The organism is Pantoea sp. Ap-967 (genome assembly GCF_011752565.1).
In the GTDB taxonomy this organism is placed as follows: Bacteria; Pseudomonadota; Gammaproteobacteria; order Pseudomonadales; family Pseudomonadaceae; genus Aquipseudomonas.
Genome location: NZ_VWXK01000035.1, coordinates 1 through 24,288 on the forward strand (window position 1 = coordinate 1; position 24,288 = coordinate 24,288).

Sequence of the window (24,288 nt, forward strand, 5' to 3'; positions counted from 1 at the left end):
GGCGGTTGGCCTGCTCGTTCAACGCGCGGTAGCTCAACTCGCCTTCTTCAGCGCGAACCGCCACCGCCTCGGGCGAACGCAGCACCTGCGCCTCGATCATCCCATGCAGGGTCTGCTCAAGGTCGTAAGCGACCGCCGTGTCGTTGAATTCCACCAGTACCCGCTGGCGCTCCTCGGCCTGCAACACCGGCAGGCGCAGCAGCAACAGCTCCGGCTCCTGCTCCAGCGCCGCAACCATGGCCTCCAGCACCTGGTTCATCTGCCCGCAGATACGCGCCGCGCCGACCTCGGCCGGGGTCATGGCCACCAGGCGGAAGCCTTCACCCAAGTCATCGACGTTCAGGCTCAGCGGGTAGTTGGTCCGCTCCTGCCCGTCCAACACCTCGATGCCTTGCCAGGCCTGGCGCTGCTCGTCGCTGCGCTCGGCGCCATGGCGGTAGTTGAGCATCGCACTGAACAGCGGCAATGGCGCCGCCACGCCGCTGCAGCGCTGGGCCAGGGCCAGCGAGGCGTGCTCATGGGCCAGCAGCGCGCTCAGGCGCTGGTGGGTGGCATGGGCAGCGTCGCGCAGGCTGACGCCCGCCAGGTCGACGCGCAGCGGCAAGGTGTTGATGAACATGCCCAGCGCCCGCTCGGCGCCTTCGCCGCCCTGCAAGCGGCCCAGCAGCACGGTGCCGAACACCACCCGGTCCTGGCCGCTGGCCGCACTCAGCAGCCGTGCCCAGGCCAAGTGGAACAAACTGGCGACGCTGATGCCCAGCACCCGGGCCTGGCGGCGCAGGCCGCTGGCCAGCTCGGCAGACAAGGGCAGCTTGGCTTCCTGCATGTCGCGGCCATCGCCCTGCACGTCATTGAGGCCGAATGGCAACGTGGGTTCGTCGATGTCGGCCAGTTGCGTGCGGAAGAATGCCTCGTGCTCGGCCTGGCTGATGCCCAGGCGGGCTTGGGCCACGTAGTTGCGGTAAGGCACCGGGGCGTGGGCCGGGGCCGGGGCGCCCTGCAGGAAGCCTTGGAGTTCTTCGCCCACCACTTCCAGGGCGGTGTGGTCGAGGACGATGTGGTGGAACTGCAGGGTGGCTTCGAGGGGGCCCTCGGTGTCGTCATGCAAGAGGCGAATCAGGGGGGCTTGGCTCAGGTTGAAATCCGCGATATGGCCTTCGCGGGGCAAGCCCGCTCCTACAGGGGGGTGTGCAACCAGTAGCAGTGGGGCTTGGCGCCAGACTACTTGCACTGGTTGTGGCAGGCCGTCCCAGAGCACGGCGGTGCGCAGTACGTCGTGGCGGGCGATGACCTGGTCCAGGGCGGCAGCGAAGGCTTGCAGGCGCGCCAGGCTGTCGAAGCGCAGGTGCGAGAACAGCACGTAGGGGTCGTGTTCGGCGGCGCTGAGGTGGTGGTAGAGAATGCCCTCCTGCAGCGGCGCCAGGGGGTAGATGTCCTGCACATTGGCAGCGCCGCCGGGTACGCTGGCGACGATGCGGTCGATGGCCGCCTGGTCGAGGTCGATCAGGCTGAGCAAGTCCGGGGTGATTTGGCTGCAGTTCGCCGGGATGCGGTTTTCCGGCACCTTGACCTGCTGGTCGGCACCCAGGGTCGCGGCCAGCGCAGCGATGGTCGGTTGGCCGAACAAGGTCCGCACATCGACTTGCAAGCCTTCCAGGCGCAGGCGCGCGGTCAGGCTGACAGCCAGCAGCGAATGGCCGCCCAGTTCGAAGAAATTGTCGTGGCGCCCTACCCGCTCAACCCCCAGCAGCTCGGCCCAGAGCTGCGCCAGCAGGGTTTCGGTGGTGCCCTGCGGTGGCTCGAAGGTGCGCGGTTGCGCGTCAGGGGCTGGCAAGGCCTTGCGGTCGAGCTTGCCGTTGGGAGTCAGCGGCAGTGCCTCAAGGTGGATGTACAACGCCGGCACCATGTACTCCGGCAATTGCGCCAGCAGGTGCTGGCGCAGGGCGTCCGGCGCCTGGGCTGCACCGGTGTAGTAGGCGACCAGGCGTGGGCCGCTGGCACGGTCGTCGCAGGCCAGTACCACGGCTTCGCGGATACCGGCGACGCGGCCCAGGCAGGCCTGGATCTCGCCCAGTTCGATGCGCAGGCCGCGGATTTTCACCTGATCGTCGTTGCGCCCAAAAAATTCCAGGGTGCCATCGGCCCACTGGCGCACCAGGTCGCCGCTGCGGTACAGCCGCTCGCCGGCCACGAACGGGCTGTCGATGAAGCGTTCCGCCTGCTGCGCCGGCAAGCCCAGGTAGCCGCGGGTGACGCCAGCACCGCCAATATGCAGGTGCCCCGCCACGCCCCACGGCAGCGGTTGGTCGGCGCTGTCGAGTACGTAGAGGTGGGTGTTGTCGATCGGCTGGCCGATGGGCAAGCTGCCGCGCGGCAACGGCGCCTGCGGCTCCAGGGTCCAGGCGCTGCAGTCGACGGTGGTTTCGGTGGGGCCGTAGACGTTGTGCAGGCGTACCCCCGGCAGGCGCTGGCGCACCAGGGCGGCCAGTGCCTCGGTCAGTTCGCCACCGCCGCAGACGATGTCGCTGAGGCTGGTGCAACCTGCGCTTTGTGGCTGGTCGAGAAATTGCTGCAGCAAGGCCGGCACGAACTGCACCACGTTGACCTGTTGCGCCTGGATCAGCTGCGCAAGGTAGTGCCCGTCACGCTGGCCGTCGGGGCGTGCCAGCACCAGGCGCAGGCCACTGCACAGCGGCCAGAACAGCTCCCACACCGAGGCATCGAAGCTGACCGGGGTCTTGTGCAGTACGCTGGCGCCTTCGCCAACGGCGCACAGGCGCCGGCTCCAGTGCACCAGGTTGACCACGTTGCGGTGCTCGACCATCACGCCCTTGGGCACCCCCGTGGAGCCGGAGGTGTAGATCACGTAGGCCAGGTGGTGCGCTGCAAGGCCCGCGACCCGTGGGTTGCTGATCGGCTGGGTGGCCCAACTGGGGTGGTCGAGGTTCACCTGAACGGCGTGGGGAGCCACGTCACGGGTTGGCGCATGCACCAGCACGGCCTGGGGCGCGCTGTCGGCGAGCATGTGGCGGATACGCTGCGCCGGGTAGCTTGGGTCGACAGGCACATAGGCGCCGCCCGCCTTGAGGATGGCCAGCAAGCCAACTACCAGCGACAGCCCGCGTTCGATGCAGATCGCCACGCGATCATCGGGCCGCACGCCCAGCGCGATCAGGTGGTGCGCCAGGCGGTTGGCCTGTTCGTCGAGTTGCCGGTAGGTCAGCTCGCCCTCTTGCGCCACCAGGGCCACGGCATCGGGTGCGCGCCGCACCTGGGCCTCGAACAGGGCGTGCAGCGGCTGTTGCAGGTCATGGGGCTGTGCCGAGGCATTGGCGGCCACCAACAGCTGCTGGCGCTCCGAAGCGGTGAGCACGGGCAAGTGCTGCAGCAGCGTCTGTGGTTGCCGTTCCAAGGCATCGAGCAGGCCCAGCAGCACGTGCAGCAGCTGCTCGCAGAGGCGCTGGGCACCCACCTGCTGGGGCACCTGGGCCGTCAGGCGCAGGCCATCGCCAAGGTCATCGATGTTGACGCTAAGCGGGTAGTTGCCATGGCCACCGCTGGGCAGCGCCTCGATCCCTTCCAGGGCTTCGCGCTGGGCCTGCCGTTCGCTGGCACTGGCGCCGTGGCGGTAGTTGAGCATGGCGCTGAACAGCGGCGTTGGCGCCGCCACGCCGCTGCAACGCTGGGCCAGGGCCAGCGAGGCGTGCTCGTGCACCAGCAGCGCGCTCAGGCGCTGGTGCACCAGGCGCACACCGTCGCGCACCTGCAGGCCGGCAAGGTCCAGGCGCAGTGGCAAGGTGTTGATGAACATGCCAAGGCCACGGTCGGCACCTGCGCCGCCCTGCAGGCGGCCAAGCAACACCGTGCCGAACACCACGCTGTCGCGGCCGCTGGTGGCCGCCACCAGCCGTGCCCAGGCCAGGTGCAGCAGGCTGGCGGCACTCACCCCCTGCTGCTGGGCGTGTTGGCGCAGGCGCTGGTAGTGGGTGGGGTCGAGCTGGACCGTGGCCAGCTCGAAATCGCAGGCCTTGCCCTGCAGGTCGGCCAGGCCGTATGGCAAGGTTGGCTCGTCGATATCGCCGAGTTCAGCGCGGAAGAAGGCTTCATGTTCGGCCTCGCTGATGGCCAGGCGGGCCTGGGCCACGTAGTTGCGGTACGGCACGGGCGGCTGGCTGGGTTGCTCGCCGCGCAGGTGATCGCGGATTTCGTGCAGTACGGCCTTCATCGCGGTGTGGTCGAGGGCGATGTGGTGGAACTGCAAGGTGGCGTTGAGGGGGCCGGCCGTGTCGGCATGCACGAGGCGGATCAGCGGGGCCTGGCTGAGTTTGAAATCGGCGGTGTCGCCTTCGCGGGGCGAGCCCGCGCCTGCCGAAGGTTGAGCAATGACCCGCAGCGGAGCGTGGCGCCAGACCACTTGTACCGGTTGTGCCAGGCCGTCCCAGAGCACGGCAGTGCGCAGCACGTCGTGGCGGGCGATGACCTTGTCCAGGGCGGCGGCGAAGGCTTGCAGGCGCGCCGGGCTGTCGAACACCACCTGCCATTGCAGCAGGTACGGGTCATCGCCGCTGGCACTGAGGTGATGGTAGAGGATGCCTTCCTGCAGCGGCGCCAGCGGGTAGATGTCCTGCACGTTGGCGGCGCCGCCCGGCACCGTGGCGACGATGCGCTCGATGCTGGCGGGGTCGAGGTCGATCAGCGTCAGCATGCCCGGGGTGATGTGCTGGCAATCATCGGCAATGCCATTGGTCGGCACTTCGAACTGGCGGCCGCTGCCCAGCGCTGCAGCCAGCGCGGCGATGGTCGGTTGGCCGAACAGCACGCGCACGTCGGTGTTCAGGCCCTGTTGGCGCAGGCGCTCGATCAGGGTCACGGCCAGCAGCGAGTGGCCGCCCAGCTCGAAGAAGTTGTCGTGGCGCCCTACCCGCTCAAGGCCCAGCACCTCGGCCCAGATGGCCGCCATGCGGGTTTCGGTTTCGCCCAGCGGGGCGACATGGCCCAGCTGCGCCAAGTCAGGCTCGGGCAAGGCGCGGCGGTCCAGCTTGCCATGGCTGGTCAGCGGCAACTGCGCAAGGCGCATGAAGGCGTGCGGCAGCATGTACGCCGGCAAGCTGGCGTTGAGGGCCTGGCGCAGGGTGTCGAGGTCGACCGGCGCGGTTTCAGTGAACCACGCCAGCAGGCGCTCGCCGCGCACCAGCACCACGGCTGAATCGATACCTGGCTGGGCGGCCAGGGCGGCTTCGATTTCCCCCAGTTCCACGCGCATGCCACGGATTTTCACCTGGTCGTCATTGCGGCCCAGGTAATCGAGGGTGCCATCGGCATTCCAGCGCACCAGGTCGCCGCTGCGGTACATGCGCGCGCCCGGCAGGCGGCTGAACGGGTCGGCGAGGAAGCGTTGTTCGGTGAGTTCGGGGCGGTTCAGGTAACCCCGGGCAACCTGCGCACCGCCGATGTACAACTCGCCGGTGACGCCAACCGGCACTGGCTGTTGCCGCGCGTCGAGCACGTAGACGCGGGTGTTGGAGATCGGCTGGCCGATGTGCAGCGCCCCACCGGGCAGCACGGTGCCGGAGGTGGCGACCACCGTGGTTTCGGTCGGCCCGTAGTTGTTGACCAGGGCAAAGCCTGGGTCGCGGTCGAAGTGGCGCAAGCGGTCGCCGCCGATCAGCAAGGTGCGCAAGGTGGGGTGCTGCTGCGTACGGCGCAGGGCCTGTTCGGCCACCGGGGTGGGCAGGAAGCTGACTTTCAGCGGTTGCTGCAACCACCAGTCGAGCAGTTCGTCCACGTGCTCATTGGCGATGTGCGCCGGCGGCAGGTGCAGGGTGGCACCGGCGCACAGCGCCGGCCAGACTTCCCATGCCATGGCATCGAAGCCGAACCCGGCAACGCTTGAGGTGCGCTCGCCGGCGCCCAGGGCGAACGCCTGGCAGTGCCAGTGCACCAGGTTGGCCAGGGTGTGGTGTTCGATCATCACGCCCTTGGGCTGGCCGGTGGAGCCGGAGGTATAGACCACGTAGGCCAGTTGGTGGGCATCCAGGCCGGTTACGTGGGGGTTGCTGTCGTCATGGTGCCAGCTGCCTTGCTGGTCGAGGTCCAGGCGCGGTAAGTCGCCGGGTAAACCGCTGATGGCCGAGTCGGCCAGTACCAGTGCCGGCGCGCTGTCCTCCAGCAGGTAGGCGATTCGCTCAGCCGGGTAGGCCGGGTCCACGGGCACATAGGCGGCGCCCGCCTTGAGCACCGCCAGCAGGCCGATCACCCGTTCGACGCTGCGCGGCAGGCACAGGGCAACCCGGTCGCCACACTGCACGCCGCGTTCGAGCAGGCGGTGGGCCAGGCGGTTGGCGCGCCGGTTCAGCTCGCCATAGCTCAAGGCCTGCTCGCCCTGACTGACGGCGGTCGTTTCCGCTGCACGAGCGGCTTGGGCTTCGACCAGGGCATGAACCGTCTGCCCTTGCGGGTACGCCTGCGTGGTAGCGTTGAAACGGCCGAGCAGGTGTTGACGCTCGGCATCGTCGAGGATCGGCAGGCTGTCGAGTGTCGTCTGCTGCCCAGGCTCCAGCGCCTGCAGCAACTGCGCCACGGCATTGGCCATCCAGCCGGTGACACGGGCAGCGCCGATGCCTTCCACGGCCAGCACGCTGAAACTGAAGCCTTCGCCCAGGTCGTTGACGCTCAGGGTCAGCGGGTAGTTGCTGCGCTCTTCGCCGCCGAGCAGGCGCACGCCCTCCCAGATGCCCTCGCCTTCACGCGGGGCATCCTCGGCGCTGTGGCGGTAGTTGAGCAAGGCGCTGAACAGCGGCGCCGACGCGGCCACGGCGCTGCAGCGCTGGGCCAGGGCCAGTGGCGCATGTTCATGGCCGAGCAAGGCCGACAGGCTGCGGTGGGTAGCCCGCACGGCGGCATGCGCATCGGCGTGGGTATCGACCCGCAGCGGCAGGGTGTTGATGAACATGCCCAGGGCCCGGTCGGCCCCCTCGCCGCCCTGCAGGCGGCCCATCAGCACGGTGCCGAACACCACGTCGGTGCGGTTGGCGAGCACGCCCAGTACCCGCGCCCAGGCCAGGTGCATCAGGCTGGCGGCGCTCACGCCCAGTTGCCGGGCCAGGCTGCGCAGGCGGCGGCTGAGTTCGGCGTCCAGGGCCAGGAAGGCGCTTTCGATGTCACGGCCATCGCCTTGCACATCGGCAAAGCCCAGCGGCAGGGTCGGTTCTTCGACATCTGCCAGCATGTCGCGGAAGAACGCCTCATGGCCGGCCTGGTCGGCCAGACGGGCCTGGGCCACGTAGTTGCGGTACGGCACGGCTGGCGGCAACGCGCTGCCCTGGCCGAACAGCAACGCGCGCATTTCCCGGGCCACCACATCCATGGCGGTGTGGTCGAGGGTAAGGTGGTGGAACAACAGGATCGCCACCACCTGGTGGTTAACCGGGTCGAGGCTGTAGTGCAGCCGGGTCAGCGGTGCCTGGGCCAGGTCCATGCGGTGATGGCGGGCATCGAAGCGTGCATGCAGTTGCTCGATGCGCGAAAGGCCAGGTTCATCGGCCAGGTCGTCGACTTCGCACACCTGCAGCTCGGCGCGGCGCCACACCACTTGCAGGGGCTGTGGCAGGCCTTGCCAGAGCACCGCGGTGCGCAGGATATCGTGGCGCTCGATCACCTGCTGCAACGCGCCTGCCCAGGCCAGCAGGCGCTCGACGCTGTCGAAGGCCAGGCGGGTCTGCAGCAGGTAGGGGTCGCCGTGCTCGGCGCTCAGGTGGTGGTAGAGGATACCTTCCTGCAACGGTGCCAGCGGGTAGATTTCCTGCACATTGGCGGCGCCGCCGGGCACCGTGGCAACCACGGCATCGATTGCAGCCTGGTCCAGCTCGACCAGGCTCAGCATGGCTGGGGTGATTTGTTCGGCTGCGTGCGGCACCCGGTTCTCCGGCACCTTGGCCTCGCCGCCGAGGTTGGCGGCGCCGGCCAGGGCCGCCACGGTCGGCTGGGCGAACAGCACGCGCACGTCGATGGCCAGCCCCGCCTTGCGCAGGCGCTCGACCAGGGTCACGGCCAGCAGCGAATGGCCGCCTAGCTCGAAGAAATTGTCGTGGCGCCCTACCCGCGGCACGCCCAGCACCTGCGCCCACACCACGGCCAGGGTGGCCTCAAGCTCACCTTGCGGCGCTTCGTAGGCCTGGCCCGGCAGCACATCGCCGTCGGGGTTGGGCAGCGCGCGGCGGTCCAGCTTACCGTGGCTGGTCAGTGGCAGTGCCTCCAGGCGGATGAATGCCATGGGTTGCATATGCGCCGGCAAGCTGGCCTGCAGGGCTTGGCGCAGGTGGTCAGGGTGCACGGGCGCGGCCTCGGTGTACCAGGCCAGCAGGCGCCCTTCGCGCACCAGTACCACGGCATCGCCGACACCGGCTTGGGCGGCCAGGGTGGCTTCGATCTCGCCCAGTTCCACGCGCACGCCGCGGATCTTCACCTGGTCATCGTTGCGGCCCAGGTAGTCCAGGGTGCCATCAGCGTTCCAGCGCACCAGGTCGCCGCTGCGGTACATGCGCCCGCCGGCGTTGAACGGGTCGTCAAGGAAGCGTTCCGCGCTCAACTGCGGGCGGTTGAAGTAGCCGCGTGCGACTTGCGCACCGCCAATGTACAACTCACCGGTGACCCCGGCAGGCACCGGCTGCAGGCCCTCGTCCAGCACGTACACACGGGTGTTGGCGACCGGGCGGCCGATGTGCAGCGCGCCGCCAGGCAGCAGCTGCCCGGAGGTGGCGACCACGGTGGTTTCCGTGGGGCCGTAGTTGTTGACCAGGGAGAAGCCTGGGTCACGGTCGAATTGGCGCAGACGGTCGCCACCGACCAACAAGGTGCGCAAGGTGGGGTGCTGGCGCTCGCGGCGCAGCGCCTGCTCGGCCACCGGGGTAGGCAAGAAGCTGACCTGCAGGGGTTGCTCCAGCCACCAGTCGAGCAGTTCGTCGACATGTTCGTTGCCAATGTGCTGCGGCGGCAGGTGCAGCGTGCCGCCGGCGCACAGGGTTGGCCAGACTTCCCAGGCCATGGCATCGAAACCGAAGCCGGCGACGCTGGAGCTGTGTGAGCCCGCCTGCAGGTCGAAGGCCTGGCAGTGCCAGTGCACCAGGTTGGCCAGGGTGGCGTGTTCGATCATCACGCCCTTGGGCTGGCCGGTGGAGCCGGAGGTGTAGACCAGATAGGCCAACTGCTGCGCGTCCAGCCCTTGGCGCTGGGGGTTGCTGTCGTCGGCGGCGAAGGCGGCGGCCTGGTCCAGGTTCAGGCGCGGGATGTCCGGCAAGCCTTGGGTTTCGGTCATTGCCAGCACCAGGGTGGGTGCGCTGTCGTGCAGCAGGTAGGCAATGCGCTCGGCTGGGTATGCCGGGTCCACCGGTACGTAGGCGGCCCCGGCCTTGAGCACCGCCAGCAGGCCAACCAGGCGCTCGGGGGTGCGCCCAAGGCACAGGGCGACGCGGTCGCCCACCTGCACCCCCAGGGCAATCAGGTGGTGCGCCAGCTGGTTGGCGCGGCGGTTCAGCTCACCGTAGCTCAGCTGCTGGCTGCCCTGCTGCAAGGCCTGCGCGCTGGGCTGGCGGGCGGCCTGGGTTTCGACCAAGGCGTGCACGGTCTGGCCTTGTGGGTAGGCCTGGGTGGTGCGGTTGAACTGCTGCAGCACCTGCTCGCGTTCGGCCTGTGGCAGCACCGGCAGGCTCTGCAGGGGGGTATCCGGCGCCTGTTCGAGGGCATCGGCCAGGCTTGCCAGCACCTGTTCGAACTGCAGGCCCAGGCGCTCGGCGCCCCACTGGGGCAGGCTTTGCACGGTCAGGCGCAGATCCGTACCTAAGTCGTCAACGCTGACGGTCAGTGGGTAGTCGGTGCGTTCTTCGGCGCCCACGATGTCGATGCCGGGTGCCACGGGAATGATCTCGGCGGCGTCACCGGCATCGCTGTGGCGGTAATTGAGCATGCTGTTGAACAGTGGCGCAGGCGCGGCCACGCCGCTGCAGCGTTGGGCCAGGGCCAGCGAGGCTTGTTCGTGCCCGAGCAAGGTGCTCAGGCGCTTGTGGGTGGCCAGCAGCGCGGCACGTACACCGGTGCGGCCAAGGTCGATGCGCAGCGGCAGGGTGTTGATGAACATGCCCATGGCTTGTTCGCTACCATCGCCGGTGGTCATGCGCCCCAGCAGCACGCTGCCGAACACCACGGCCTGGCGCGCCGACAATTGCCCGACCAGGCGCGCGAAGCCCAGGTGCAGCACGCTGGCCGGGCTTACGCCGAGCTGGCGCGCGTGCTGGCGCAGGCGTGCGCTGAGGCTGGCGGGCAGGGTCAGGCGGGCTTGCTGCAGCGGTTGGTCGGCCTTGTCTTGCAGGCCGAAGGCCAGGGTCGGCTCGTCGATATCGCCCAACATATCGCGGAAGAAGCGCTCATGGGCCTGTTCGTCGAGGGCCTGGCGGGCGGCGGCCAACACGTTGCGAAACGGCATGGGCGGGGCCAGTTGCGCCGACTCACCGGCCAGGTGCGCTTGAATTTCGCGGCGCACGATGTCCAGCGCGGTGTGGTCCATGATTACGTGATGGAACATCAGCAGGGCGACCCACTGCCCGCCTTCGCCTGGGGCATGCATCAACTGCATCAGTGGGGCCTGGCGCAGGTCCAGGCGGTAGTGGTGCGGGTCGAACCGTGCGCACAGCGCGGCCAGGGCATCGTTGCCGCCCACGGCGACGGCTTCGCGTACCAGGGCCGCTTCGCGCCACACCACTTGCACGGGCTGGTCGAGGTATTCCCAGTGCAGCGCGGTGCGCAGGATGTCGTGGCGCTGGATCACCCATTGCAGGGCATCGGCGAAGGCTTCCAGGTGCGCCTTGCTGGCAAAGCGCAGTTGCACTTGGGCGAGGTAGGGGTCGCCGTGCTGGGCGGACAAGTGCTGGTAGAGCATGCCTTGTTGCAGGGGGGCCAGGGGGTAGATGTCCTGCACGTTGGCCGCGCCGCCGGGCACGCTGGCGACGATGCGGTCGATCGAGGGTTGGTCGAGTTGCACCAGCGGCAGCATGTCGGGGGTGATGCGAAACGCGGGGCTGAGCCAGTCGTCATCGCACCCGGCCAGCATCTCCAGCAAGGCCGGCTTGTGCCGTGACAGGGCCTCCCACAGGGTATCGTCCAGGGCGTCGTCATCGCCCAGGACGATGAGGTCCTGGTGTTCGCGCTGGAGTCGGATTGCGTGGGTGGAAAGAGCCGCCATCAGTTCGCTGAAGTGCATCGGTAAGCATCCTGCTTTGCCTGGAATGGGTAATCGTCGACACGCTAAAGGATCGTGACCGGAGGGTCTGACATGGGAAGCGGGGACAATCAGGTGCAGGATTGGGATTGATGCCGTGGTGTGGGGCTTTAGCCTTGTGGTGCCTTTGAGATCGAGCGCCGCCCGCGCGGCGCATCGCAGGCAAGCCTGCTCCTACATCTGTTTCGGGCCAGTTACGCCTGTGCCATCGCGCGCGACCGCCTTGTTCGTTCACCACGATATCGCGTCGTACGCCAAGGGCGCGCGCGGTGGCCACATGAACATTGGCCCGAAACAAATGTAGATACTCTGTTGGCGGTCAAGCTTTTCCAAGGTGTTCAGAGCTGAAAAGCTTGGCCGTATCGAACAGGTCTTCTCCGCGCATGCATGCCCAGATACCTGTCAGATACTTGCGCATGACGGCAGCGATAGCCTGCATTTTTTTCTTACCCCTACTGAGCATCGACTCGTAAAAAGCCTTCGCATAAGGATCGCAGCGCACTGCGGTCAAGGCAGGCATGTACATGGCTGCCCGCAGGTAAGCATTTCCACTTTTTCCGAGTCGACCGGGCTTATCGATGCTTGTTCCTGACTGTGTCTGTCGAACATCAAGCCCCGCATGGCGAGCTACCTGCGAGGACTTGAGCATTTGAGGAAGAGTCGTCAGCTCAGCTAATGCAGCAAGTGCCGAGACCTCTCCTATCCCAGGGCCTGCGAGCAACTGCTTGTACTGCCGAGTCAGCGTCGGACACTGGGCGACCAGCTCGCGGCCAGCCTTACGAAAGCGCTCAATACGATTATCCAGTGAAGCGATTGCTTCTTCTTGATCTTCGATCAGCATTGGCACGGTCGTAGTAGTCGCCTGCAATGCATGCAGTTCATTTTTCGCCCTGGTGCGGTGCCCCACCAAACGATTGATGTGTCGGCCCAGTGCTCTCAGCTCAAGCTGTTCAAGGCTTGGAGGTATCCACAAGCGCGGGGTCATACGCTCGCCGTACTCAGACAGCAGTTGAGCATCTATTGCATCGGTCTTGCTGTTCACCAGCATCAGTTTGGCGAAGTTGTGAAAGCTTTTGGGGTTGATCACTGAAACAGGGAGGTCAGCCGCATGCAGCTCAAGGGCCAAGTCCAGGTAATAGATCCCGGTCGCCTCCATCACGATCGACTTGGGCTTGAGTGCCAGTAGCTTTTTCACCGCAGCTTTACGGCCTGCAGGGGTTTGAGCGATATCCCATTGTCCAGCGGGACGCCCATCTTTACGCACCCCGACGATCGAATTACGCGAGCCGATATCGAGGCCAACCCAGACACTCATCCTTCCCTCTCCCAAGCGAGTTAGGTAACAATAGCCTCCGGTTCCCCGACCTCGAACTTCATGCGGCTGCAACCTTGTAATGCGAAGTCCGACTTGTCGGCTTCTCGATACTCTTCGCAGTGGGCAATGAGGCGGGGGGCCTCTCTACATACAAGGTCAGGGGCAATCCCTGCCTTTAGGAGCGATCGGCCTCCCCGGAAGTGCTTCTTCAACCTGACGAGAATAACCTCTCTCGCCAGGCCAGACACAACATACAAGGAGCAGGCTTGCCTGCGATGCGCCGCGCGGGCGGCGCTCGATCTCACAGGCGCCACAAGGCTAAAACCGGACCACCCTACCCCAAGGTGGCAATCAGGCTATCTGCCGGTGGCCGTTGTCGGAAATACCCCTCGACGCCCGCGAAAATCGCCTCGGCGATCTTGCGTTGTTGGCGGGTGTCGTGCAGCCGCTGGCAATCATTGACGTTGGAGATGAACCCGGTCTCCACCAGGATCGAAGGCACGGCCGCCGACTTCAGCACCGCAAACCCAGCCTGCTCGACCCGTGGCTGATGCAGCCGCGAAACCGTGCCCAACTGCGTCAGCACCTGATGGCCAAGGTCCAGGCTGGTGGAAATGGTGGCGTTCATCGACATGTCGAGCAACACCCCGGCAACCATGGGATCGTCCTCACGCAACTTCACCGCCAAACCACCGCCCACCGCGTCGGCACCGTTCTCACGCGCAGCCATCCAGCGTGCCATCGACGAACTGGCGCCGCCCTGGGACAGGGCAAATACCGAGGCCCCCGAAGCCGTGAGCCTGGGGGCTGCATCGGCATGCACGGAAACGAACAGGTCGGCTTTGAGCCGCTGAGCCAGTTCGGCGCGCTTGCGCAAGGGTATGAACACGTCGTCGCTGCGAACCAGCCGGGCCTTGTAACCCTTCTGCGCATTGACTCTTTTGGCCAGCAGCGTGGCAATCTGCAAGGCAACGCGCTTTTCCTGCTCGCCCTTTGCGCCCAGCGCGCCCGGGTCCTTGCCACCATGGCCGGCGTCGATCACCACCAGCAGGTCACGGTTAACCCTGGCGCCGGAGCGCTCGGGGGTTCGGTTGGCCTGCGTGCTCGCCACCGCACTGCGCAGCGGGGCCGCCACTTGCAGTTGCAGGGTGTGGCTGAGATTGGGGAGTGGGCGAAGCGCGGTATGAACGCCCGGTTCGGTCAGGTCCAGGACAATGCGTAAATCGCCTGTCGGTGTCGTTCCACTGCGGATCGAGCGGATCGCCGTGCCTTCGAACGTCAAACCTTCGAGCGGTGCGGACATCACGGTCTGCTTGAGGTCCAGCACCAGCCGTGGCGGGGAGTCCAGGGTGAAGCTGTTGGAAACGACCGGGCCGCTGAGATCGAGCAATACAGTGGCCTGGCCCTCTACCCGACTGACGCGGATACGTCGCAGAGATTGTGCTGCATTGGCAACGAGTGAAGTGGGTAAGGCGATTCCCGCCAAGAGAAACTTCAACAAACTACGTCTGTTCATACACCAGTGATCCAACAGGGAATCGGGATATTGTTACGTTATAACAAATTTAACGCCATTTCCAAGCCTGAACCGCTTGCGCTTGCTTTGAGATCGAGCGCCGCCTGCGCGGCGCATCGCGAGCTGCGCTCGCTCCTACCACGGCCGCGTTGCTTGCTGTCGCTGTCGCTCTTGCTCTTGCTCTTGCTCTTGCTCTTGCTTCTAAGCGCGCGGTAGTTCAGCAAACGCAGATTGCGACCTTAGGAGGCCGAGCGGAGGCCTTGCGGAGGGAGGTGACGGGCATGGATGCCCGTCAAGCGATGGGCCCCAGGATGGGGCCTGCAGCGCGGTCCTCCCGGGAGCAAGGCCTCCGTTCGGCCTCCTGAGGTCGCAATTTGTGTTGCCTGAACTACCGCGCACTTAGAAGCAAGATCAGGAGCAGGAGCAGGAGCAGGAGGAGGAGGAGGAGCAAAGTCGGGGATTCGCGCTAGATTCTCCTGCGCTTGCCCAGGCTCGGTATCGTCGTTTGCGCGATCACAACCTCAACCCCCTCCAACCGCGTATTGGCCGCCAGCTCCGCCAACGTCGGCCCGCTGAACAACGTCCGCGCATCCACATGCAACCCCGCCTGCCGCATCCTCGCCACCAGGCTCACCGCCAGCAAGGAATGCCCCCCCAACTCGAAGAAGTTATCTTCACGCCCCACCTGCTCGATCTTCAGCACCTCGGTCCAGATCGCCGCCAATGCCGTTTCCAGTTCCCCCCGCGGCGCCTGGTAGTCACGGCTGATTACCGCCTCCTCACCCGGCGCCGGCAGTGCCTGGCGGTCAACCTTGCCATTGGGACTCAACGGCAACACCCCCAGCGCAACGAACGCCTGCGGCACCATGTACTCCGGCATCCGCGCCAACAGGTGGCTGCGCAACACCTCCAACGCCGGCGCCACCTGCCCGTCACGGCAGGTGAAGTAGGCAACCAGCCGCTCCTCACGCATCAGCACCACACATTGCCCGATGCCAGGGTACGCCAACAACCCAGCCTCGATCTCCCCAAGCTCCACCCGCAAGCCACGCAGCTTGACCTGGAAGTCATTGCGCCCAAGGAAGTCCAATTCACCGTCGAGCCGGTAACGCACCAGATCACCCGTGCGGTACAACCGGTCACCCTCGACGAAGGGGCTGGCGATAAAGCGCTCGGCCTCCAGTGCCGGCAAGCCCAGGTACCCCCGCGCCACACCCACGCCGCCGATATGCAACTGCCCCACCGCCCCCAACGGCACCAGCCGGTCGTGGGCGTCAAGTACATACAACCGCGTATTGGCAATCGGCCGACCAATCGGCGGCGCCAGCTCCGGTAATGGCTCATGGGGCTGCAAGGTCCAGGCGGTACTGTCGACCGTCGCTTCAGTGGGCCCGTAGACGTTGTGCACCCGCACCCCAGGCAGGCGCTGGCGCAGTGCGTGAAGCAGCGCCAAGGTCAGCTCGCCGCCCCCACAGAAGATATCGGTCAGGCTCGTGCAGCGCTCGACACCCGGCTCTTCCAGGAACGCGTGCAGCAGCGCTGGCACGAACTTCACGATGCTGACCTCGCGGTCCTGTATCAAGCGCACCAGGTATGCTGGATCCCGGTGCCCGTCAGGGCGCGCCAACACCAGCCTCAGGCCTGCGCTGAGCGGCCAGAACAGCTCCCACACCGAGCCGTCGAAGCTGAAAGGCGCCCGCTGCAGCAAGGCATCGCCCGGCTTTGGCGGGCACAACTGCGACCCCCAGTGCATCAAGTTGCACAGCCCCCGGTGCTCGATCATCACCCCCTTGGGCGTACCGGTGGAGCCTGAGGTGTACATCACATAAGCCAACTGGGTTCGCCCCAGGCCCGGCACCTGCGGGTTCTCGGCGCTGCAGGCCTGCCAGGTGACAACGTCCAGGTCGAGCACGGCGTCACGGTCGAACAGGCCGCGGGTAGCGCCATGCACCAGCACCACGGCCGGTGAACTGTCGCCCAGCATGAAACGCAGGCGCTCCTCGGGGTAACCAGGATCGAGCGGTACATACGCAGCGCCCGCCTTCAGCACCGCCAGCAGCGCGACCAGCATCGTCACGCCGCGCTCGATACACACCGCCACCCGCGCATCCGGCCGCACGCCCAGGCTGATCAGGTGGTGCGCCAGGCGATTGGCCTGGGCATTGAGCGCGTGATAATCGAGGCTGACGCCTTCGGCCTGCAGGGCGATAGCCTGGGGTGTACGCCGCACTTGCGCTTCGAACAGCGCAGGCCAGGTACTGGCCACGGGGCTGCGAGGGTCGTCGCTCTGGTTGAACGCCTGCAGAAGCCGCGCCTGCTCATCGGCTGGAACGCTGCACATGGCGGTCAGCGCGGTGCCTTGCCCTTCGGCGAATTGGCCCAAGGTGCACAGCAAATACCCCAACACCCGTGGCGCGCCTACCGCACGCGGGGCACGAAGGGCCAGTTGCAAGGTGTCGCCAAGGTCATCGACGCTCAGTACCAGGCCATGGCTCAGCACCTCGCTGGCCTGCAGCAGGTGGATGCCCGGCAACACCTCGCCCTGGGGCAAGGCGCCCTGGCGGTAGTTGATCAGGCTGTTGAACAGCGGCGTGCCCGCTGGCAAGCCACTGCAGCGCTGGGCCAGCAGCAGCGGAGCATCCTCGTGGCCGAGCAAGGCCGCCAGGCTGACATGGGTTTCGCCCAAGGCCTGGCCCAGGGTTACGCCCGCCAGTTTCACCCGCAAGGGCAGGCTGTTGATGAACATGCCCAGGGCGCGATCCGCGCCGTTGCCCGCCATTGCCCGGCCCAGCAATACGGTACCGAACACCACCTCGTCACGGCCGGTCAGGCTACCCAGCACCTGCGCCCAGGCCAGGTGCAGCAGGCTGGCCAGGCTAACGCCCTGGTCGCGCGCCTGGCGGCGCAACCGCTGCGCGAGTGCGGGGTCGAGGATTTCACTGTGGGTTTGCAGGTCGCGCTCGTCTACCGCGACGCCGCCCAGGCCGGGAACCGGCGCGGCTGGCTCGACACCGGCCAGTTGCTTGCAGAAATAGGCCTCGTGGCGAGCCTGGCGCTCGGCGTTGCCGCTCATGGCCACGTAGTCGCGGTATGGCACCGGTGCCGGCAACCGCTCGCCGTGGCCTTGCAGCAACGCATCGAGCTCACCCAGCAATACCTGCAGCGACACCGCATCGTTGACCAGATGATGGAAACGCAGCAAGCCCAACCAGCGGCCCTGCGGCGCGTCTTGGGCAACGACCATTGCCATCATTGGCGCACGGCGCAGGTCCAGTGGCCGTTGTTGCGGGTGGTAAGCACTGCACAACTGTGCAGCCAGGTCATGCTGCGGCGCAGCGCCTGCCCAGTGCTCGACCGGCAACGACGCTTGGCGCCAGACCACCTGCTGAGGCTGTGCCAAGCCCTCCCAGGCCAGGCTGGTGCGCAGGATGTCGTGGCGGTCGATCACCTGCTGCAGGGCGCCGATGAAGGCGTGCAAGCGCGCGTGGCTGGGGAAGGCAAACAGCGCCTGTTGCTGGTAAGGGTCGTGGGCATCGGAAACATGGTGGTACAGCAACCCCTGCTGCAGCGGCGCCAGCGGGTAGATTTCCTGCACGTTGGCGCCGCCACCCGGCACTGTCGCCACGATGCGGTCGAGGGTCGGCTGGTCAAGTTCGGTGAGCTGCAGCATGCCGGGGGTAATGCGCTGGCAACCTGGCGGCACGCCATTGGCCGGGACCACCTGGGCATCGCCGACCACCACTGCCGCCGCCAGGCTGGCCAGGGTCGACTGGCCGAACAGCACTTGAACGTCGGCCTGCAAGCCTTGCTGGCGCATGCGCTCGATCAGCTGCACGGCCAGCAACGAGTGGCCGCCCAGCTCGAAGAAATGGTCCTGGCGCCCTACCCGCTCCACCTGCAGCAACTCGGCCCACAGCTGAGCCAGGCGCCGCTCGATATCGCCTTGTGGCGCCTCATGCTCGCGGCGCACCTGGGCTGCTTCGTCTGCCGCCGGCAAGGCGCGGCGGTCGAGCTTGCCGTTGGCGGTGAGCGGCCAACCTGCCAGCGGGATGTACGCCGCGGGCAGCAAGGCACTGGGCAGCTGGGTACGCAGGTGCTCATGCAGCGCGCGGGACGTCACCTGGGCAGCGGGGATGTACCAGGCTTGCAGTTGATGGTCGCGCAGCAGCACCAACGCCTCCGCCACACCCGCATGGCGGCACAGGGCGGATTCGATCTCCGCCAGCTCCACCCGCACCCCGCGGATCTTCACCTGGTCATCGTTGCGCCCAAGGTATTCCAAGGTGCCATCGGCCAGCCAGCGCACCAGGTCGCCGCTGCGGTACATGCGTGCGCCTGGCTCGGGGTTGAACGGGTCTTGGACAAAGCGCTCGGCGGTCAATTCCGGGCGGTTCAGGTAGCCACGGGCCACGCCCCGGCCGCCAATGTACAGTTCGCCCACGGCGCCCACCGGCAGTAACTGGCGCTGCTCGTCCAGCACATACAGCCGGGTGTTGGCCACCGGCCCGCCGATATGCAGCGGCCCACCTGCATGCACTTCACCCGAAGTGGCGACCACGGTGGTTTCAGTCGGCCCATAGTTGTTGACCACCCGGTAGCGCCGTTCACGGGCCAGGCGCCGCAGGCGGTCACCGCCGATCAGCAGGGTGTGCAGGGTCGGGTGCAGTTCACCCTGGGCGAAGGCATGTTCGGCCACCGGGGTGGGCAGGAAACTCACGTCCAGGGGTTGCGCGCGCCACCAGCGCAGCAGGGCATCGAGGTCTTCACCGCCCGTTCGCACCGGGGCCAGGTGCAGGGTTGCGCCGCTGCACAGGGTTGGCCAGACCTCCCAGGCCATGGCATCGAAACCGAAGCCTGCCAGGCTCGACTGATGCCGGCCTGGGCCCAGGCCGAAGGCGTTGCAGTGCCAGTCGACGAGGTTGGCCAGCATCCGGTGCTCGACCATCACGCCCTTGGGCAAACCGGTGGACCCGGAGGTGTAGATGACATAGGCAAGGTTCTGTGGCGCCACAGCGGGCAGCGTGGTTCCTGCCGCCTGAAGGTCAAGGCGGTCCAGCTCAAGCTGAGGCAAACCATGCTCCGGCAGGCCGGCGCTCAGGTGGGACAGGGTCAGCACCACGCGCGGCGCGCTGTCGGCCAGCAGATAGGCCAGGCGCTCGTGCGGGTGCGCCGGGTCGATTGGCACGTAGGCGGCACCTGCCTTGAGCACCGCCAGCAGGCCTACCAGGGTGTCCAGCCCGCGCTGGGCCACCACCGCCACGCGCTGTTCAGGGCCGGCGCCGAGGGCGGCCAGGCGCTGGGCGAGCAGGCCGGCGCGGCGGTCCAGCTCGGCGTAACTCAGGCGTTGCCCCTCGTGCACGGCCGCGAGCGCGTCCGGTCGCGCCTTGGCCTGGGCTTCGATGCGCCGATGGATGAGTTGTTCGGGCGCAGGCGTTGCAGGCGCATGGCTCCATTGCTGCAGTTGGCCCTGTTCGCGGGCGGTTACCAGGTCGAAATCGGCGATGCTCAGGTCTGGCTGTTCAAGGCCCTGCTGCAGCACATGCAGCAGCCGCTCGGCCAGGGCGGCGACTTCATCGGCGCTGAACCAGGCCAGGTTGTGCACCAGGTGCAGCCAAGCCGCTCCGCTGTGCGGGTTGCACCGCAGGTGCAAGCTCAAAGGGGTCGGTTCATGGCGGTTGCAGACCATCACCGTATGGCCGCAAGCATCGCCGAAGCGCAGTTCGTTGGCATCTTCCTCATAGGACACCACCACCTCGAACAGCTGGGGCCGTTCCTCGCGCAAGGCGCCCAAGGCGCGATTGAGTTCGCTGAGGGCGAAGCGTTGATGGCGAAAATCCTGCTTCAGGGCATCGCGGATACTGCGCACCAACCCGGCGAAGGGCTGGCTGCGGCCAAAATCCATGCGCAAGGCGCTGACTTGGGTGAACAGGCCCAGCGTCGACTTGAAACGCGCATTGGCGCGGTTGCGCACCGGCAAGCCGATCACCCATTCATCCCGCTGCCAGGTGCGCGTACAGCACACATGCATCGCCGCCAGCAGTACATGAAACGCCGAAGCCTGCAGCTCGCCAGCCAATGCTCGCATGCGCGCCAGCAGGCGGCTGTCGAACGGCAGGTCGAGGACCGCACTGGGGTCGCCATCGGCCAATGCGCCCCGTTCGCGGGGGGCCAGCAAGGCATCGGGCAATTGCTGGTACTTGGCCATCCAGTATTCGCGGTCGCGGCCATGGCGGGAGGATGCCTGGTAGTGGGCATCGTCCTCGATGAAGGCCCGGTAGCCCGGCGCTGCTTCTGGCAGCGGCAGGCCCTGGCCGAGCAGGCCGTAGTAGTCGGCCACCTGCTTGAACCACAGGTCCACCCCCCAACCGTCGAGCACCAGGTGATGGGCCTGCAAGGCCAGCAGGTAGCGCCGCTCGCCCAGGCGAATCAACTGCGCCTTCCACAGCGCCTCGCCCTCCAGTGCAAAGGGCTGTTGCATGCAGGCGGTCAACAGCGCCTGGGCCGCGGCAAAGGGCTCGTCGTGGTGGCGCAGGTCGTGTTCACCCAGTGTCACCTGCAGCCCTTCTACAAAGGTTTGGCACGGTATGCCGCCCGGCCCTGGCGCTGCCACCAGCACCGTACGCAGCCCTTCGTGCACGCTCGCCAGGTGGGCCACGGCCTTGTGCAGCCGTTGGCTATCCACCGCGCCGTCGAGCGCCACATAGGCACCGATGTTGTACAGCGGTGAGTCACCATGGCCGATCTGGTCCAGCCAGATATCACGCTGGGCAACAGTGAGGGCAAACGGTTCGGCGGCAGGCATGGGGGTTCAGATCCTTCTGGTTTGAGCATCCGCGGATTCAAGCACCGCGGCCCTGGCCTGTATGGCCCCCGAAACCCGGACAATCCGAGTACGCAGCCGTGTAGGCTGAAAAACCTGTAAGCGATTTGCCACAGCGCGCCGCCTGCGATGGCCTACCGGGCGACCAATCAGTCAGTAAATGCCATGAATAGACGCCTTTATGACGCCAAATTGCTGGCTTCGCGCCAACGACCTCGGGGTAACCTGCCCCCGTGCCTGCCCTTTCACACCACGATGAGTGGCATTTTTTGTCCCGGTTTCCCATTACAGACGCGCCAGCCCAAGCGGGCTTGAATAGCCGCTAACCCCCACTTGCTTGCCCCCGGAGGACTCGACCGCGAGACCACCCGCAGTAGCGCTTTGAACCAAGGAAAAAGGACATGAAGCTGACCGACAGCCTCGCACACCGCCCCGACCCGCAGTTGTACCTGCAACTGGGCGAACTGATCGCCAGCACCGGCGCCCAGGGTTTTGCCGAACAGATGCTGCGCCTGGTCAATGCCCAGGTGCCGGTCCACCGCCTCGACCTCACGGAGTGGACCCTGGATATCCACCAAGGCGCCGCCAGCCACATCCGTCTGCTGGGCAGCGCCGGGCAAGAGCAACCCGGGCCTGCGCATGACACCCTGCGCCACCCGCTGTTGCAACGCATCATGCAGATGGACGACCCGCTGCTGATCGAGTTCAAGGCGCCGCAAGATGCCCAGCATCCCCACCAATGCCACTTGGTTTCCTGCAGTGGCGACCGGCGCTGGGTGATCTGCTTTCATCGCGAGCCGCAGCGCGCGTTCTCCCTGGCTGAACTGTCACAACTCAAAAGCCTTTCCGACACCTTGCTGCCGTTGGTCGAGCACCACGGCCAGCTGCTAGGGCAGTTGACCCTGGCCAATGCCAGCCCCGCCTGGCCAGAGCCTGACAGCGGCGCCTTGCGCCAGCGTTTCGGCCAGCGCCTGGCACAGGAAGCGGTAAGGCTCTCAGTGCGCGAGCAGGAGGTGTGCCTGGGCCTGCTGACCGGCGGCACAGTGCCGCAAATGGCGCAGAAACTGAACGTGAAGAACAGCTCCATCGAAACCTACCTCAAACGCGCCACCGCCAAGCTGGGGGTCAGTGGCCGCCACGGCCTGACGAAATGGATGGCCGGCGCTTGACCGCACGAGAGCCTGCCATGCCCCGACACGCCCTGACCTTGTGTGCCGCCCTGCTGTGCGGCTGCACCCTGGCCCCTGACTACCAGCGCCCCGAGGCTCCGGTGGCCGAACGATTCCCGCAAGGCCCGGCCTATCAGGGCGATGCGCTGGCAGCTAGCCCAGGGCAAAGCTGGCAGCAGGTATTCCACGACCCAGTGCTGCGCCAGCTGATTGACAGCGCCCTGGCCAATAACCGCGACCTGCGCACGGCGGCGTTGAACGTGGAGGGGTATCGGGCCAAGTACCGTATCCAGCGCGCCGAGCTGCTGCCCACGTTATCGACCGATGCCCAGGGCTCGCGCCAGTACCTGCCACGGGGCATGACCGGGACGGGCCAAGGTGCAATCTCATCGACCTACGCGGCAACCCTGGGTGTCAGCGCCTACGAGCTGGACCTGTTCGGCCGTGTGCGCAGCCTGAGCGACCAGGCGCTACTGACCTACCTGGCCAGCGAGCAGGCCCAGCGCAGCACCCGGCTCAGCCTGGTGGCCAGCGTGGCCAGCGCCTACCTGACCTGGCGCGCCGACCAGGAGTTGCTGGTGCTGGCCCAGCAAACCCTGGACTCCGACACGCGCAGCTTGCGCCTGACGCGCGGCCAGCGCCGTGCCGGCACGGTATCGGCGCTGGACCAGATCCAGGCGCAGACCAGCGTCGACAGCACCCGTGCGGCCGTGGCCCGGTACAAGCGCGAGGTCGCCCAGGACCTCAACCAGCTGACCTTGCTGGTGGGGGCGCCGGTGGCCAGCGACCTGGCCGCCCTGCCCCTGGCCGATGAGCAGATCGCCGGGCTGCCGGCGGGGCTGCCCTCGGACCTGTTGCAGCGCCGCCCTGACATCGTCCAGGCGGAACTTCAGCTACGCGCAGCCAATGCCAACATCGGCGCCGCGCGGGCGGCGTTTTTCCCGAGTATCAGCCTCACGGCCAATGCCGGCAGCACCAGCCCCGCGTTGAGCGGGTTGTTCGATGCGGGCAGCGGCACCTGGTTGTTCCAGCCGCAGATCAGCTTGCCGATCTTTACCGCCGGCAACCTGCGAGCCAGCCTGGACTATGCCAGGTTGCAAAAGGATATCGAGGTGGCGCAGTACGAGAAGGCCATCCAGGGCGCGTTCCAGGAAGTGGCCGATGGCTTGGCCGCGCGGGGCACCTACCAGCGTCAATTGCAGGCCCAGCATGACCTGGTGGCCTCGAACCAGCGTTATTACCGGCTGGCCGAGCACCGCTACCGAATTGGCGTCGACAGCAGCCTGACCTTTCTCGATGCCCAGCGGTCGCTGTTCACGGCGCAACAAGGGTTGATCAGTGACCGCTTGGCGCAGTTGCTGGCGGAGGTGAACCTGTATGCGGCGTTGGGTGGTGGGTGGCAGGAGGATGGCATTACCGGCCAGCAGGTGCGCTAAAAGCTGGCCCTGTAGGAGCGGGCTTGCCCCGCGAAGCTAGCGACGCGGTGCATGGCACCGGCTTTGCCGGTGTTCGCGGGGCAAGCCCGCTCCTACAAGGTTCGCGGTTAAGCGCCAGGGTTGCTCAAACGGCTGTCAGGTGCTCATAAAGAATGGTCGCCCCCACCAGCATCAGCACGATGCCGCCCATGATCTCGGCCCGCTTGCCCACCACCGAACCCAGTGCCCGCCCAAGCATGGTGCCCAGGGTCACCATGGTCATGGTCGCCAGGCCAATGGCGGTGGCCGCTACCCAGATATTCACCTCGACAAAGGCCAGGCCAATGCCTACCGCCAGGGCATCGATGCTGGTGGCCACGGCAGTTACCGCCAGGATCCAGAACGAATGCTGGGCCTGCTTTTCTTCCTCTTCAGCGTCTGGCTTGAGGCCCGCATGCACCATGTGTGCCCCTAGCAGCAACAGCAGGGTAAAGGCGATCCAGTGGTCCCACCGCTCGACATACTGGCTGGCGGCCTGGCCCAGCAACCAACCGATCACCGGCGTAATGGCCTCGATCACGCCAAAGATCAGGCCCGTGCGCAGGGCTTCGGCCAGGCGTGGCTTGTGCAGGCTCGACCCTTTGCCGATGGCAGCGGCGAAGGCATCGGTAGACATGGCGAATGCCAGGAAGACAATGGAAATCGGATTCAACGAAAAAGCTCCAGCCGGGCAACGAGTCAACGACAGACGACCTGCAGGCCCGGCTTGGCTGCAGGAAGGTCG

Annotated in this window: 7 protein-coding genes; 2 read left to right on the top strand and 5 right to left on the bottom strand. The window is 66.6% G+C overall.

The genetic code is table 11. The annotated features are described in order from the left end of the window. The 4 genes from F3J45_RS25525 to F3J45_RS25540 all read right to left on the bottom strand — a co-directional run. The coding region (locus tag F3J45_RS25525; RefSeq protein WP_167069697.1) for a non-ribosomal peptide synthetase at positions 1 to 11,251 on the bottom strand (11,251 nt) is incomplete at its 3' end. 337 nt (positions 11,252 to 11,588) lie between these two features. Next, positions 11,589 to 12,584 carry an IS110 family transposase gene (locus F3J45_RS25530; protein ID WP_167069699.1) on the bottom strand — a complete coding sequence of 332 codons (996 nt, stop codon included), beginning with the start codon at positions 12,582 to 12,584 and terminating at the stop codon, positions 11,589 to 11,591. Positions 12,585 to 12,918: 334 nt separating this feature from the next. Then, a complete protein-coding gene (locus F3J45_RS30415; RefSeq protein ID WP_167069701.1) occupies positions 12,919 to 14,100 on the bottom strand; it encodes an N-acetylmuramoyl-L-alanine amidase in 1,182 nt (393 codons plus the stop codon). 466 nt (positions 14,101 to 14,566) lie between these two features. Then, positions 14,567 to 20,902, bottom strand: coding sequence for a non-ribosomal peptide synthetase (locus F3J45_RS25540; RefSeq protein ID WP_167069703.1), 6,336 nt, complete (start codon positions 20,900 to 20,902; stop codon positions 14,567 to 14,569). Positions 20,903 to 21,321: 419 nt separating this feature from the next. On the opposite strand from F3J45_RS25540, the gene F3J45_RS25545 reads away from it, so the two are divergent. Both F3J45_RS25545 and F3J45_RS25550 read left to right on the top strand, forming a co-directional pair. Next, positions 21,322 to 22,089, top strand: coding sequence for a helix-turn-helix transcriptional regulator (locus F3J45_RS25545; RefSeq protein WP_167069705.1), 768 nt, complete (start codon positions 21,322 to 21,324; stop codon positions 22,087 to 22,089). Positions 22,090 to 22,106: 17 nt separating this feature from the next. After that, positions 22,107 to 23,525: an efflux transporter outer membrane subunit gene (locus F3J45_RS25550; RefSeq protein ID WP_167069707.1), complete on the top strand. Its 1,419-nt coding sequence runs from the start codon at positions 22,107 to 22,109 to the stop codon at positions 23,523 to 23,525. Positions 23,526 to 23,649: 124 nt separating this feature from the next. Here F3J45_RS25550 and mntP read toward each other — a convergent pair whose 3' ends face one another. Beyond that, complete coding sequence (gene mntP, locus F3J45_RS25555) at positions 23,650 to 24,216, bottom strand: manganese efflux pump MntP (RefSeq protein ID WP_167069709.1); 567 nt, start codon at positions 24,214 to 24,216, stop codon at positions 23,650 to 23,652. Positions 24,217 to 24,288 lie beyond the last annotated feature (72 nt).

Excerpts from the sequence above, each read along its gene's own strand:
- F3J45_RS25530 (WP_167069699.1), bottom strand. The coding sequence starts at position 12,584 with ATGAGTGTCTGGGTTGGCCTCGATATCGGCTCGCGTAATTCGATCGTC.
- F3J45_RS30415 (WP_167069701.1), bottom strand. The coding sequence starts at position 14,100 with ATGAACAGACGTAGTTTGTTGAAGTTTCTCTTGGCGGGAATCGCCTTA.
- F3J45_RS25540 (WP_167069703.1), bottom strand. The coding sequence starts at position 20,902 with ATGCCTGCCGCCGAACCGTTTGCCCTCACTGTTGCCCAGCGTGATATC.
- F3J45_RS25545 (WP_167069705.1), top strand. The coding sequence starts at position 21,322 with ATGAAGCTGACCGACAGCCTCGCACACCGCCCCGACCCGCAGTTGTAC.
- F3J45_RS25550 (WP_167069707.1), top strand. The coding sequence starts at position 22,107 with ATGCCCCGACACGCCCTGACCTTGTGTGCCGCCCTGCTGTGCGGCTGC.